11 protein-coding genes are annotated in these 14137 nt (G+C 66.5%); 8 read left to right on the top strand and 3 right to left on the bottom strand.

The genetic code is table 11. The features are described 5' to 3' along the window. Positions 1-37: 37 nt before the first annotated feature. A complete protein-coding gene (locus VXJ37_RS00140) occupies positions 38-1483 on the bottom strand; it encodes an NADH-quinone oxidoreductase subunit J (RefSeq protein WP_331321059.1) in 1446 nt (481 codons plus the stop codon). A gap of 405 nt (positions 1484-1888) precedes the next feature. Here VXJ37_RS00140 and acs point away from each other — a divergent pair, with 405 nt between their 5' ends. From acs to aroQ, 7 genes are all read left to right on the top strand, one after another. Beyond that, positions 1889-3910 (top strand): acetate--CoA ligase, encoded by a 2022-nt coding sequence (gene acs / locus VXJ37_RS00135; RefSeq protein ID WP_331321460.1) that lies wholly within the window; start codon positions 1889-1891, stop codon positions 3908-3910. Between the two features lie 206 nt (positions 3911-4116). After that, on the top strand, positions 4117-5427 hold the full coding sequence (locus tag VXJ37_RS00130; protein WP_331321058.1) for an ABC transporter substrate-binding protein: 1311 nt from the start codon (positions 4117-4119) through the stop codon (positions 5425-5427). An 87-nt stretch (positions 5428-5514) separates the two neighbouring features. Next, on the top strand, positions 5515-6480 hold the full coding sequence (locus VXJ37_RS00125) for a carbohydrate ABC transporter permease (protein ID WP_331321057.1): 966 nt from the start codon (positions 5515-5517) through the stop codon (positions 6478-6480). Further along, on the top strand, positions 6477-7391 hold the full coding sequence (locus VXJ37_RS00120) for a carbohydrate ABC transporter permease (protein ID WP_141945954.1): 915 nt from the start codon (positions 6477-6479) through the stop codon (positions 7389-7391). The genes VXJ37_RS00125 and VXJ37_RS00120 overlap by 4 nt, the downstream gene beginning before the upstream one ends. 58 nt (positions 7392-7449) lie before the next feature. Beyond that, complete coding sequence (locus VXJ37_RS00115; RefSeq protein WP_331321056.1) at positions 7450-8238, top strand: DeoR/GlpR family DNA-binding transcription regulator; 789 nt, start codon at positions 7450-7452, stop codon at positions 8236-8238. A gap of 99 nt (positions 8239-8337) precedes the next feature. Beyond that, entirely contained in the window at positions 8338-10548 is a 2211-nt protein-coding gene (locus VXJ37_RS00110; protein WP_331321055.1) for an alpha-galactosidase, read from the top strand. Positions 10549-10629: 81 nt separating this feature from the next. After that, the gene (aroQ, locus tag VXJ37_RS00105; protein ID WP_331321054.1) at positions 10630-11094 is read left to right on the top strand and encodes a type II 3-dehydroquinate dehydratase; all 465 of its coding nucleotides are present in this window, start codon (positions 10630-10632) and stop codon (positions 11092-11094) included. A gap of 11 nt (positions 11095-11105) precedes the next feature. On the opposite strand, the gene VXJ37_RS00100 is transcribed toward aroQ, so the two are convergent. After that, positions 11106-12290 carry a MarP family serine protease gene (locus VXJ37_RS00100; RefSeq protein WP_331321053.1) on the bottom strand — a complete coding sequence of 395 codons (1185 nt, stop codon included), beginning with the start codon at positions 12288-12290 and terminating at the stop codon, positions 11106-11108. A 196-nt stretch (positions 12291-12486) separates the two neighbouring features. Between VXJ37_RS00100 and VXJ37_RS00095 the strand changes: the two genes are divergently transcribed. Then, on the top strand, positions 12487-13164 hold the full coding sequence (locus tag VXJ37_RS00095) for a Crp/Fnr family transcriptional regulator (RefSeq protein ID WP_013602309.1): 678 nt from the start codon (positions 12487-12489) through the stop codon (positions 13162-13164). Positions 13165-13225: 61 nt separating this feature from the next. Here VXJ37_RS00095 and VXJ37_RS00090 read toward each other — a convergent pair whose 3' ends face one another. Then, on the bottom strand, positions 13226-14137 hold the full coding sequence (locus VXJ37_RS00090; RefSeq protein WP_331321052.1) for an NUDIX hydrolase: 912 nt from the start codon (positions 14135-14137) through the stop codon (positions 13226-13228).

Genomic DNA, 14137 nt, shown 5'->3' with positions numbered 1-14137 from the left:
GGCCTGGCCGGCTTTGGAGCGGACCCCGGCCACGGCGTCAGCCGCGCTCGATGTTACTGAGGTCGCGCAGGACGCCCAGCCGTCCGTCAGTGTGCTGGACCAGGAATTCGTCGCCCCGGTCTTCAAGCGCCAGCACCCAACCGCCGGGTTCGATCACGAAGGCAGGCGCGCCGGTGCGGGGATCGAACGCGGTGCGGTGCTGGGCGACGGCGAACCAAAAGGCCTCGTGGATTGGATGGCCGTCGGTATCGTCGCTCCGGCCGGCCGGGTCCACCGTTGCGCCGATGGGCTGATCTGCACGGACCTGCTGGTGGACGGCGGTGGCAGCGGGCGGCTCCCACGCCGGCTGCGGAGCATTGCCTGCCGGGACGTCCCCGTGCCGGGTCTCCTCCACAGCGGGGGCTGAAGAAGGGCGTACGACGTCGGCTGCCTGGGTGGGCGGTCCGGCATCCACTTCGGGGGCGCGGTCGGAGACTTCGGGTGCGGTTGATACTGGCGCGGAAGCAGCCGGGGCCGGGGCGCCTGAGGTGGGCGAAGCTGCCGCAGGCGAAGATGCCGCAGAGGCAGCCGGGCTGGCAGGCGGTGCGGCTGCCTGGCCTGCCGTTGCCCCGGCTTCGGCCGCTGGGGCATGGCTGCCCTCGGCACCGGTGGCGGCGCCGGCAACCCCCGCGGTGGCCACGGGCACTGCTGCAGTGGCGGGCACGTGCGCGGACCTGGCACGCTCAGGGCCAGGTCCGGCAGCTCCCGGCTGGACGGCGGAGGAACCGGCACCGGCGCCCCCGAAGATACCGGCGCCCTTGAGGCCACCCTTTGGCTGGTTGGAGCCGGATTCGGGCTTAGGCGCTTTGGGAGCCCGCGGCTTCCGCGTGGGGACCGCAGCTTCCCGGGCCACGAGGTGCGCCGGGGCCTCTGGCCGGTCCTTGAAGTCGCCGGACAGATAGGGCAGGAAACGGCCCAGCACCGTGGCGGCGAACAGGACCACAGACCCTACGAGGCCCACCAGCAGGCTGGCCACGTAAGCCCCGGCCACCGAAAGGAAGAAGAAGGCCAGCGCAAAGGACGCCACCACGGAGGCGAACTGGTCAATCGAGAGCGAACCCACGCGGATTTTTGTGGCGGGCGCCAGGCGGCGTGCGGCGAACAGGGCACTGGCGATCAGCGGCAGGATGATGCCCAGTCCGAGGAAGAACAGGTTGTTCAGGTTCCACAGGTTGTACCTGGCACCGAAGAGGGGCAGCAGGGATGCGACGAACAGGATCAGGGTCCCGGCGAAGACGGCAAGGTCCCGGACAGTGAAGGGGCCGAGAACGGCCTGGTTGGCGTTGGGGTCGAGCTTTCCGGAGCCAGCCTTCTGCCCTGCGGCCTGTCCCTTGGCTGCGGCGCCGGCCTCAGCCGGTGCCGATCCCCCGGCGGCGGGTCCGTGGCTGCCGGCCCCCGCCCCGGTCTGCGGGCCCGATCGCTGGCCAAAGCTCTGCTGGTTCATTCTGCTCTCCTTAGCGTGGCGGCACCGGGCCCGTCCGGGCCCGAAAACTGTGCCGTCTTGACAAGCGGTCCGGGCCCGGCGAGGCACAGTTCGCCTGCTGCCGGAGCGGTCCGAAGTGAAGTCACAATTCCATCTCAGCCTAGTCAACAGCCAAGCTGATCACTAGCTGGCACAGGCCGCCGGGGCCGCCGGCAGCGTCATCAGCCCGCCATTCACCGCTTAAAAAATGCCGCTCGCTGGCGCATCTGTGACGCGGCGCACAGAGGCGCGCGGCAAGCATTAGGCTTGGTTGCGGAACAGCTCTTTGCGGTACGTCCGCCCCGGCTGGAGCCCGGCGCCGTGCAGGCGTCGGGCCCACCCCGGCGGTGTCCCGCGCAGCAAAGATCGATGAATGATGAGGTTCACATGTCCCAGGACACTCCCAGCTCCACGGCAACCGTTCCGTCCGCTTCCACCCAGCCGGCAGATCAGCAAGGTCATCAGGGCGACGCCTTTGCGAACCTCCTGCACGAGACGCGCGCATTCCCGCCCAGCCCGGAATTCGCAGCGAATGCGGTTGTCACCGAAGCCGAGTATGGGGAAGCCAATGCCGACCGTCCGGCCTTTTGGGCCAAGAAGGCCCGGGAGCTGCTGACCTGGAGCAAGGACTTCACGCAGGCACTGGACTGGTCGGATCCGCCGTTCGCCAAGTGGTTCGTCGGCGGTGAGCTTAACGCCGCGTACAACGCCCTGGACCGCCACGTTGAGGCCGGCAACGGGGACCGCGTCGCCATCTACTTCGAGGGCGAGCCAGGCGACACCCGGACCTACACGTACGCGGAACTGACCGCGGAGGTGAAGAAGGCCGCCAACGCCTTCGAATCCCTGGGCGTCACCAAGGGCGACCGCGTGGCCGTGTACCTGCCCATGATCCCCGAAGCCGTCATCACCATGCTGGCCTGCGCCCGCATCGGCGCGGTCCACTCCGTGGTGTTCGGCGGGTTCTCCGCAGAAGCCCTGCGCTCTCGCATCGACGACGCCGAGGCCAAGCTCGTGGTCACCGCGGACGGCACATACCGCCGGGGTAAGCCAAGCCCCCTGAAGCCCGCGGTCGACGACGCGCTGGCCCACGATGGCCACACCGTGCAGAACGTCGTGGTGGTCAAGCGCAACGGACAGGACGTGGCATGGCAGGAAGGGCGGGACCACTGGTGGGCCGACACCGTGGGCACGGCATCGGCCGAGCACGCAGCCGTGGGGCACGATTCCGAGCACCCGCTGTACATCCTGTACACCTCCGGCACCACCGGGAAGCCCAAGGGCATCCTGCACACCACCGGCGGCTACCTGACCCAGACCGCCTACACCCACAAGGCAGTCTTCGACCTGCACCCTGAAACGGACGTGTACTGGTGCACGGCCGACGTCGGCTGGGTCACCGGCCACTCCTACGTCACCTACGCGCCCCTCATCAACGGCGCCACGCAGGTGATGTACGAAGGCACCCCGGACTCCCCGCACCAGGGCCGCTGGTGGGAGATCGTGGAGAAGTACAAGGTCTCCATCCTCTATACCGCCCCCACCGCCATCCGCACCTTCATGAAGTGGGGCTCGGACATCCCCGCCAAGTACGATCTCTCCTCGCTCCGCGTGCTGGGTTCGGTCGGCGAGCCGATCAACCCCGAAGCCTGGATGTGGTACCGCAAGGTCATTGGCGGGGACAAGGCCCCCATCGTCGACACCTGGTGGCAGACCGAAACCGGCGCCCAGATGATCGCCCCATTGCCCGGCGTCACCGCCACCAAGCCCGGCTCGGCGCAGGTGCCGCTGCCCGGCATCGCCGTGGACGTGGTGGACGAGATGGGTGAATCGGTCCCCAACGGCCACGGCGGCTTCCTGGTGATCCGCGAGCCCTGGCCCTCCATGCTCCGCGGCATCTGGGGCGACCCCGAGCGGTTCAAGGACACCTACTGGTCCCGGTTCGAGAACATGTACTTCGCCGGAGACGGCGCCAAGAAGGACGAGGACGGCGACATCTGGCTGCTCGGCCGGGTGGATGACGTCATGAACGTCTCCGGGCACCGCCTCTCCACCGCTGAGATCGAATCCGCTTTGGTGAGCCACCCGGCAGTGGCTGAGGCCGCCGTCGTGGGTGCCACGGACGAAACCACCGGCCAGGCGGTGGTCGCCTTCGTCATCCTCCGGGGCGATGCCGCGAACAACGGCGACGAAACGGTGCAGGAACTGCGCAACCACGTGGGCAAGGAAATCGGGCCCATCGCCAAACCCAAGAACATCCTGGTGGTGCCTGAACTGCCCAAGACCCGGTCCGGCAAGATCATGCGCCGCCTCCTCAAGGACGTCGCCGAAGGCCGGGATCCGGGTGACGCCACCACCCTGTCCGATCCCACGATCATGCAGGAAATCGCACAGTCGCTCAGAAAGTAACATCGGCTTAGTATTCCGCCATCGGGCCCTAGTTGGCGCCGCTTGACCCGTGATAACGGGGAAGGCGGCGCCAACTTTGTTTGTGACGATTCAAAAAATTCGATGTCAGAAATGTTACTTGACGTTCTTCCATGTTCGCTTTTGCGAGGTTATAGTCATTGCATGTGAGGTGTCTCACACGCGGCTATTTTTTCAAGGGAGAGAACATGCCTTCAAAGTTCGATGCGTCGGCCACGGCATTGCCCAGCAGGCGGACCATCCTCAAGACCGTCGGTGTGGGGGCAGCAGGCCTTGCCGGCATCCCGTTCCTGGCGGCCTGCACGGGCGGCAGTGGCCCCTCGGCCTCGGGTTCGGCATCGTCCGGCCTGACATTCGGCTCGGGGGCCTCGGACGACGTCCCCAAGCGGGCATACCAGGCCGTCACCGACGCCTTCACCGCCAAGACCGGCAAGACCGTCACCACCAACGTTGTCCCCCACAACGATTTCCAGAACAAGATCAACTCCTACCTGCAGGGCTCGCCGGACGATGCCTTCACGTGGTTTGCCGGCTACCGGATGCAGTACTACGCCGGCAAGGGGCTGCTCGCCCCCATTGACGACGTGTGGCAGACCATCGGCGGCAATTTCTCCGATGCGCTGAAGAAGGCCTCCACCGGCCCCGACGGGAAGATGTACTTCGTTCCCAACTACAACTACCCGTGGGGGTTCTTCTACCGGAAGAGCCTGTGGGCCGAAAAGGGCTACGAGGTTCCGGAAACCTTCGACGCGCTGAAGACGCTCGCCGCCAAAATGAAGGCCGACGGCATCATTCCCATCGGGTTCGCGGACAAGGACGGGTGGCCCGCCATGGGCACCTTCGACTACCTGAACATGCGGCTCAACGGCTACCAGTTCCACGTGGACCTTTGCGCCCACAAGGAATCCTGGGACCAGCAGAAGGTCACCACTGTTTTTGACACCTGGAAGGCGCTCCTTCCGTTCCAGGATCCGGCCGCACTCGGCCAGACCTGGCAGGACGCGGCGAAGGCACTGGAAGCCAAGAAGACCGGCATGTACCTCCTTGGTTCCTTCGTCACCCAGCAGTTCACCGACCCCGCTGTCCTCGCCGACATCGATTTCTTTGCCTTCCCGGAAATCGCCATGGAAGGCCGCGACGCCGTCGAAGCCCCCATCGACGGGCTGCTGCTGTCCAAGAAGGGCGGCGACAACAAGGCGGCGCGGGACTTCCTGGCGTTCCTTGGCACACCCGAGGCCCAGGACGCCTACGCCAAGGTGGACAACTCGAATATCGCAACCGCAAATGGTGCGGACACCTCAAAGTTCACGCCACTCAACAAGAAGTGCGCGGACACCATCAAGAGCGCCAAGTACATCAGCCAGTTCTTTGACCGCGACGCCTTGCCGGCCATGGCCAACAACGTGATGATCCCTGCCCTGCAGAGCTTCATCAAGGACGGCAGCGTGGACGTCAAGAACCTTGAGGCCCAGGCCAAGACGCTTTACGCAGCGCAGTAGTCCCGTCAAAGGAAGGCCGACGGCGGCAGGGAACTTCCGCCGTCGTCCTTTCCACCTGCACCACGCCCCAGCAAGGGAAAGATTTCCATGAGCAGCACCGCACAAGAACTGATCCCGCCGGAAGCCCGGGAACCTGCCCGCCCCCGCGCCATCAAAGGAGGGCGCGTCCGCCGGCTGTCGGGACGGGACAAACTTGTCCTGTCCCTGATGGTAGGCATCCCCACCCTGATCGAGCTGGCCCTCGTGTGGCTGCCCACGCTGATGTCCGTGGGACTTAGCTTCACCCGCTGGAACGGGCTGGACCTGGCGGACATACACTCCGCAGGCACCGAGAATTACCAGTTCATCGCCCAGGACTACCCGCCGTTCTGGCCGGCACTCCAGCACAACATGCTGTGGCTCCTGTTCCTGGCCCTGATCGCGACCCCGCTGGGCCTGCTGCTGGCGGTGCTCCTGGACCAGAACATCCGCGGCAGCAAGATCTACCAGAGCATCTTCTTCGCCCCCGTCATGCTGTCCCTTGCCCTGATCGGCATCATCTGGCAGCTCTTCTACCAGCGCGACAACGGCCTCCTGAACTTCCTCCTGGGCACCGCCGGCACGCCGAACGCCGTGGACTGGTTCGGAGACTCCTCGGTCAACATCTGGGCGGCCCTTATCGCAGCCACCTGGCGGCATGCCGGCTATGTCATGCTCCTTTATTTGGCAGGGCTGAAGGGCGTCGATCCCAGCCTGAAGGAAGCTGCGGCCATCGACGGCGCCAATGCCGTACAGACCTTCTTCCGCGTGGTCTTCCCGGCCATGCGCCCCATCAACATTGTCATCGTGGTGATCACCATCATCGAGTCCCTCCGCGCCTTCGACGTCGTGTACGTCATCAACCGCGGCACCAACGGCCTGGAAATGCTCAGCGCCCTGGTGATCCAGAACCTGGTGGGCGAGGGACAAGTCATCGGTGTCGGGTCCGCCCTGGCCGTGGTCCTCCTGGTCATCTCGCTCGTCCCCATCGTCTTCTACCTCAGCCGGACCTTCGGCAAGGAGAACCAGCCATGAGCATTGCCACTGCCCGCACCGCCGGGAACGACACCACCATCCTGTCCCGCTCCGGCAGCCGGCCCAAGCGCCACTACGGGACACACATCTTCCTTGTGGCCATGGCCGTCATGTGGCTGGTTCCGCTGGGATGGGCCCTCTTTACCGCGCTCCGGCCCGTGGCCTCCACCAACGAACATGGCTACTTCAGCGTGGCGGGGGACTTCAATTTCGACAACTTCGTCCAGGCCTGGACCCAGGGCGGGTTCGCCACGTATTTCTGGAACTCGGTCATCATCACGGTGCCCGCCGTCCTTCTGACACTGTTCCTTGCTTCCCTGATGGCATTCGCCGTCAGCCGGGTGAACTGGAAATTCAACATCACCCTGCTGATCATGTTTACGGCCGGCAACCTCCTGCCCCCGCAGGTCCTGGCTGCGCCCCTCTTCGAGATGGCCAAACACCTGGAGGTGCCGTATTCGTTCAGCGACTCCGGCAACCTCCTGAACACGTACATCGTGGTGATCGCCATCCATGTCGCGTTCCAGATGGGGTTCTGCACGTTCGTCCTCTCCAACTACATGAAGGCCCTCTCCCCGGACCTGACCGAAGCTGCGCTGGTGGACGGTGCCGGCATCTGGCGGCAGTACCGCGAGATCATCATGCCGCTGTGCCGTCCCGCGTTCGCCGCGCTGGGCACCCTCGAGGTCATCTTCATCTACAACGACTACTTCTGGCCGCTCCTCTTCATCCAGAGCGGCAACCGGCTCCCCATCACCACCGCCATCAACAACCTGCAGGGACAGTTCCTGAGCAACTACAACCTCCTTGCCGCCGGCGCGGTCATCACCGTCATTCCCACCCTGGTGATCTATCTGCTCCTGCAGCGGCAGTTTGTGGCGGGCCTGACGCTGGGTTCCAGCAAAGGGTAGGTGAAGATGGACACTGACGGGGACGCACCTCCCCCAATCCCCTCCTGAAAGGATTTCAATGCTCCCCGCCGCACGACACCAGGCCATCGTGGACACAGTCCAACGGGAGCGGGTGGTCCGCGTGTCAGACCTCGCCCAGCAGCTGGGGGTCTCGCTCATGACCGTCCGCCGGGACATCGAGCTCCTGGAAGAAAGCGGAAAGGTGGAGCGGATCCACGGGGGCGCCAAACTTCCCGGCGGCGCCACCACCCATGAGCCCGGATTCGAGTTGAAGTCCACGCAGTATCCGGCCGAAAAGCGGTCCATTGCCGTCGAAGCCTCAGGGATGGTCCACGAGGGAATGGCGGTGGGCCTCAGCGCGGGCACCACCACCTGGGCACTGGCACAGGAACTGGTGAAGGGACCCCGGATCACCGTGGTGACCAACTCCGTGCGTATCGCCGATCTCTTCCACCAGGGCGCAGCAGCCGGGGCACCCTTCAGCTCCACCGTGATCCTGATTGGCGGCGAGCGCACGCCGTCGGACGCCCTCGTGGGACCGATCGCCACCGCTGCCCTGAAGCAGCTGCACCTCGACCTGTTGTTCCTTGGGGTGCACGGCATGGACCCCGACGCGGGCTTCACCACGCCCAACCTTCTGGAGGCCGAGACGGACCGGGCCTTCGTGGCAGCCTCACGCAAGCTCGTTGTGCTGGCGGACCACACCAAGTGGGGCACCCAGGGCATGAGCACCATCGCCGCCCTCGAGGAAGCGGACGAAGTGATCAGCGACGCCGGCCTGTCCGCCGATGCGCGCCGCATCCTCGAGGAGAGCGTCAGCCGGCTGCGGATCGCGGGCCAGCCCTAAGCGCTGCGGGCAGCCGCAGGACTTCGGGATCCTCGCTATCCCGGATCTTTCCCCTTGTTACAAGCCAGAACGCAACCCGAACGCTGAAAGAGGCCTCCTATGGATCCCCTGCACCTCCGTTCCGCCGGCACCAGCCTGCTGGTCAGCTTCGACAGCGGGGAGGCCGAGGTCATCCACTGGGGCGCGGACCTCGGTGCCGCGCTGCCGGATCTTGGCCTCCTGGCGGCCCCCGTGGGTCATTCCTCCATCGACGCGCGCGTCCCCGCCGGTCTCCTCCCCCAGGCGTCCTCATCCTGGCGCGGCCGTCCGGCCCTGAGGGGGCACCGGATCACGGGCGACGGCGCCGGCTACGATTTCTCGCCCCGGCTTCGCGTCACGTCGGTCACCGCCGAGGGTGCCGGCGCCACCATCGTGCAGGCCGACGCCGACGCCGGCCTGCGCGTCTCGTCCCACCTGGTGCTCCACGACGGCGGCCTGCTGGAACTGCGCCACACCCTCACCAACGACGGCAGCACGCCGTTCCAGGTCGATGAACTGGCGACCGTCCTGCCTGTGGCGCCGGACGCCGTCGAGCTCCTCGACCTCACCGGCCGGTGGTGCAGGGAACGCCACCCGCAGCGGCACAGCATCCAGCAGGGAACCTGGGTCCGGACCGGCCGGCATGGCCGCACCGGACACGACTCCTCCCTGCTCTTCGCCGCGGGCACCCCCGGTTTCGGCAACCGGCACGGCAAGGTCTGGGCCACCCACCTTGGCTGGAGCGGCAACCACGAACAGTTCGCGGACACCATCGGCGACGGCCGGACCATGATCGGCGGCTCCGAGCTGCTGGGGCCTGCCGAGGTCACCTTGGAACCGGGCGGCAGCTACACCACTCCCCCCCTGTTTGCTGCCTACTCGGACCACGGTCTGGACGGCATCACCGAAGCTTTCTACAGCTGGTTCCGGTCCCGCCCCCACCACGTCCTGCCCGCAGCGTCCACCGGGCTGCCCGCCGGCAAACCGCGCCCGGTGGTGCTGAACACTTGGGAGGCGGTGTACTTCGACCACAACCTGGACACCCTGATCGAGTTGGCCGAATCCGCGGCCGACCTCGGCGTGGAGCGGTTCGTCCTCGACGACGGCTGGTTCCGCGGCCGCCGCGACGACCACGCCGGCCTGGGCGACTGGTACGTGGACGAGACCGTCTGGCCCGAGGGGCTCACCCCGCTGATCGAGGCTGTCACTTCGCGCGGCATGGAGTTCGGACTGTGGGTTGAGCCGGAAATGGTCAACCTGGACTCGGACGTCGCCCGGGCACACCCGGACTGGATCGTGGGCCCCTCCGCCGCTGCGCACAAGGACGGCGGCCGGCTGCCCCTGGAATGGCGCCACCAGCACATCATCGACCTGGTCAACCCTGAGGCCTGGCAGTACGTCTTTGACCGGATCGATGCGCTCCTGGCCGGGAACAACATCAGCTACCTGAAGTGGGACCAAAACAGGGACCTGACGGAGCATGGCCATGCCGGCCGCCCGTCCGTCCACGCCCAGACCCTTGCCGCGTACAGGCTGTTCGACGAGCTCAGGAAGGCCCATCCCGGCGTCGAAATTGAAAGCTGCTCCTCCGGCGGCGCCCGCGTGGACCTGGGCATCCTGGAACGGACCGACCGGATCTGGGCGTCAGACTGCAACGATGCGCTGGAGCGGCAGACCATCCAGCGCTGGACGGGGGCGGTGGTCCCGCCGGAACTGGTGGGCAGCCACATCGGCCCCACCACCTCGCACACCACGGCCCGCACCCACGACCTCTCCTTCCGTGCCATCACCGCACTGTTCGGGCATTTCGGCATGGAGTGGGACATCCGGGGCGTCCAGGGCCGGGACCGCGAGGAGCTCCGCCGCGTCGTGGGACTGTACAAGGAGCACCGGCACCTGATCCACAGTGGTCGCCGCGTCCACGCCGATGTCACCGACGAGTCGTTGCTCCTGCACGGCGTCGTGGCGGGCACAGCTGCCGCCGAGGGCGCTGAAGTGCAGGAGGGCACGACGGCGGCGCTGTTCGCCCTGGTCAGCACGCGCACTTCGGCATCGGAAGTCCCCGGCCGGATCGGCCTGCCGGGACTCGACCCTGCAGGCAGCTACCGGGTGGAGGCCGTCTTCCCGACGGCGGACGATGCCGACTACCCGCACACCTTTACGCAGGTCCAGCCGCCTGCCTGGCTGGCCGGAGGCGCGGTGGCCAGCGGCAAGTTCCTTGCCGAAGTGGGGCTGCCCATGCCTATCCTCAACCCCGAGCACGCGCTGCTGCTGAAGGTTACGGCCGCCTAGACCAGCCACAGCGCCCTGCCTGCCGCGCATTTCCTGCGTAAGAATGCGCGGCTTGCAGGGGCAACCGATAGATTTGCTGGCATGACTGAAGCCTCCTCCACCGTTGAAGCCGGCCGCGGCACCATCCTTGTCATCAATGGCCCCAACTTGAACCTGCTGGGTACCCGGGAGCCGGAGAAATACGGCACCTCCACCCTTGCCGACGTGGAACAGCTGGCGGCGTCCGCTGCGGAAAAGCATGGCTTCGCCGTGGACTGCGTCCAGTCCAACCATGAGGGCGTCCTCCTGGATGCCATCCACGCGGCCCGGGGCAAGGCAGCCGGCATTGTCCTGAACGCGGGCGCCTTCACCCACACGTCCGTGGCTCTTCGTGACGCCTTGGCCGCCGTCCAGCTTCCCGCCGTCGAGGTTCACATCACCAACGTGCACCAGCGGGAGGAATTCCGGCACCACTCGTACCTGTCACCGGTTTGCTCCGCAGTGATCGTGGGCGCCGGAATCTTCGGCTACAAGCTCGCCATCGACTACCTGGCCGAGGTCCTGTAACGGAGCGGGTTCTACTTCTTGATGCACTGCCCGGAGGAAACGGGCGAGGACAGTGACGGGGCCTGCTGTGCGACGGGGTCCACGTCATTCATGGTGATGGCGAATCCAACTTCAGCGTCCGAGGTCGCCTTGGCGAAGACCACGCCGGCCACCTGGCCGTCGGTGGTGAGCAGCGGGCCGCCTGAATTCCCGGGCTGCACGTCGCCGGCCAGGCGGTAGATGTCCTCGGGCGAGGGGTTGTTGCCGTAAATGTCGGGTACCAGGACGGTGGCGATGTCCTGGACCGTGGCAGGTTTGGACTGGAAGGGACCGCCGTGGGGGTAGCCTGCGAACGCTGCCTGGCTTCCGCCGGGCAGGTCGCGGCTCAGCGGCAGCGGCTGGGTGGGCAGGTTGTCCACGGCCAGGACGGCCAGGTCCCGCTTGGTATCGAAGTAGACCACCCGCCCGGGCATCGCTCCGCCGTCGGGCATTTCCACCACGGGCTGCGAGACTCCCGCAACCACATGCGCATTGGTCAGCACCCGGTCCGGGGACACCACGAAGCCGCTGCCGGTCTGGTTCTGGCCGCACTCATAGGCCGTGCCCGCGATCTTCAGGACGGACTGGGCGGCCTTGTTGAGCGCCGGCGTATTGGTGCTGGTATGGGGGACCTGGACGGCCTGGCCCTGGTCAAGCCCTTCGATCAGGGTGGGGATGCCGTTGCCGATCACCGTGGACCGCAGCTGCGCCATGGTGGCCTTGACCGGCGTGGGGGTCAGCCCGTCGATGAAGCGGATCACCTTGGACTCCGCCAGCTGCTGTGACACCACCGGCACGCCGAGTGAGCTGACGCTGAATGCCAGCATGGACATCACCAGTGCGGATACCACCAGGTTCAGCGCCCCGCCCACGAGTCGGTCCACTGCCCGCAGCGGCCGCATCCGGACCACCCCGCGGAGCTGCCGTCCCACCATGGTGCCCAGGCCATGCCCCAGCGCCATCAGCACGACGGCGGCAGCGATGATGGCGGTCAGCCTCCACCCGGAGTCCTCAACGAAGGTGCTGACAAGGGGGACGGCAAAGAAGGCGGCGATGGCGCCGGCGGCAAAGCCCGCGAGGCCGCCGACAGTGACCAGGAACCCATTGCGGAGGCCGTAGATCAGGTATGACAGCAGCGCCAGGATCAGGACAATGTCCAGGACAGTCAGGCCGACCACAAAGGCTCCTTATTTACAGTTGAACCTCCATTCTAGGGGTGGCCGCTGACAATCTTCTGTGGGCTGCAGCGGCGTCCGGCCCACCTGCAGTCAGCTGCCTGCGGGTGTTTCGGGTGCCAAGTTCGTCACAGAACCTTGAAAATTCTGAAACAATGGCAAAAGCGCCCACAGCCGATACTTTTACTCAGGAGATTTCATGGACATCGAGGTACTGCGCCGAGCACCACTTTTCGCCACGCTTGACGACGACGCATTCCGACTGTTGACGGACGAACTGACCGAGGTGGACCTGTCCCGCGGCGCATCCGTGTTCCGTGAAGGCGACCAGGGTGACCAGCTGTACTTCATCGTCTCCGGCAAGGTGAAGCTCGGCCGCACCTCCCCTGACGGCCGCGAGTCCCTCCTGGCCATCCTCGGCCCGGGCGAACTCTTTGGCGAAATGGCCCTCTTCGATCCCAGCCCGCGCACCGCCACCGCCACCGCGGTGTCCGAGACGCGCCTGGCCGGGCTCAAGAACGAGAGCCTGAACACCCTGCTGCGCACCCGCCCGGAAGTTTCGGCCCAGCTGCTGCAGGCCCTGGCCCGCCGCCTGCGCCGCACCAACGATTCCCTCTCCGACCTCGTCTTCTCCGACGTCCCCGGCCGCGTGGCCAAGGCCCTGCTGGATCTTGCGGACCGCTTCGGCCGGCCCGCAACGGACGGCGTCCTGGTGGCACACGAGCTGACGCAGGAAGAACTGGCCCAGCTGGTTGGCGCGTCCCGTGAAACGGTCAACAAGGCCCTGGCCGAGTTCGTCCAGCGCGGCTGGCTGCGCCTGGAGGCGCGCGCCGTGGTGATCCTGGACATGCAGCGCCTGCGCCAGCGCTCCCGCTAGAAAGCACCAAAAAGGCCGCCCCGAGGGGCGGCCTTTTTCGTTCTCCGACCCCAGCCGGATCCTAGCGTTCGCGCTGGTGGTCTCCCGCTACGGTCTTGGCTGCCTCGACTTCGAGCATGAGCTTCCCGTCCTCGTTGACCAGTGACGCCTGGTAGACGTGGGGCTTGCGTTTGTAGCTCAGGTACGCGATGCATCCGTTGGCCGCGGCCATTTTCTCGAGCATGATCTCGGACCCGGGAACCAGCAGCTCTCCCAGCGTGCGGCCCACGGTGTTCTCCTGGCCTGCCTCGTCCCCAAGGGCGGCGGTGTCCCGTTCATGGACCGCCTGCGCCGCGTTCACCCAGCGGCCCCACACACCTTTGCCGTCCAACAGCGACGGCTCCTGGCCCAGTGGCAGGGTGGCAGCGAAGTAGCGGGTGTCGAACCGCCGGTGTGCAAAGTCAGGGCTGCGCCAGTTGACCAGGGACTTAAGCAGGTCGGTGCGCAGGGAGAGTCCGCGCTTGCCCAGGACCTGGGCAAGCGTCTTCTCCTGGTCCGCGACCGCCACCCGTGCGCGCATCCACTCGGAGGTGGACGTGGCTTCGACCGTGTTGGACATATCGGGGCCAGCCAGCAGCACACCGGTTTCTTCGAAAAGCTCCCGGATGGCGCCCACTACGTGGCGGCGGGCCAGTCCGACGTCGTCCGTTCCCATCTGCTCAGCCCAGTGCTGGGGCGATGGGCCAAGCCAACCCATGGGCTCGTCGTCGGCCGGGTCAAGGGAGCCGCCGGGGAAGGCGAGGACCCCCAGCGGCGAGGAGCCGGGCCGGTAGCCCAGCCACGTCTCCAGGCCGGTGGGGGAATCACGCAGGAGGACTACTGATGAGGCGTAGCGGGCGGCCCGGGGGGTCCGCTCGCCGTGTTCGAGCCAGCTTTGCGCTGCCCCTTCAAGGTCCTGGGGAAGTGCAAAAAGGCGTCGTGCGAGGTGAGGCAA

Source organism: Pseudarthrobacter phenanthrenivorans (assembly GCF_036455295.1).
In the GTDB taxonomy this organism is placed as follows: domain Bacteria; phylum Actinomycetota; class Actinomycetes; order Actinomycetales; family Micrococcaceae; genus Arthrobacter; species Arthrobacter phenanthrenivorans_C.
Note: the sequence above shows the minus strand (reverse complement) of the source record. Positions and strands in the feature narration are given on the sequence as shown.

Bases quoted from the DNA above. Each gene is read 5' to 3' on its own strand.
- VXJ37_RS00140 (WP_331321059.1), bottom strand. From the start codon at position 1,483: ATGAACCAGCAGAGCTTTGGCCAGCGATCGGGCCCGCAGACCGGGGCG.
- acs (WP_331321460.1), top strand. From the start codon at position 1,889: ATGTCCCAGGACACTCCCAGCTCCACGGCAACCGTTCCGTCCGCTTCC.
- VXJ37_RS00130 (WP_331321058.1), top strand. From the start codon at position 4,117: ATGCCTTCAAAGTTCGATGCGTCGGCCACGGCATTGCCCAGCAGGCGG.
- VXJ37_RS00125 (WP_331321057.1), top strand. From the start codon at position 5,515: ATGAGCAGCACCGCACAAGAACTGATCCCGCCGGAAGCCCGGGAACCT.
- VXJ37_RS00120 (WP_141945954.1), top strand. From the start codon at position 6,477: ATGAGCATTGCCACTGCCCGCACCGCCGGGAACGACACCACCATCCTG.
- VXJ37_RS00115 (WP_331321056.1), top strand. From the start codon at position 7,450: ATGCTCCCCGCCGCACGACACCAGGCCATCGTGGACACAGTCCAACGG.
- VXJ37_RS00110 (WP_331321055.1), top strand. From the start codon at position 8,338: ATGGATCCCCTGCACCTCCGTTCCGCCGGCACCAGCCTGCTGGTCAGC.
- aroQ (WP_331321054.1), top strand. From the start codon at position 10,630: ATGACTGAAGCCTCCTCCACCGTTGAAGCCGGCCGCGGCACCATCCTT.
- VXJ37_RS00095 (WP_013602309.1), top strand. From the start codon at position 12,487: ATGGACATCGAGGTACTGCGCCGAGCACCACTTTTCGCCACGCTTGAC.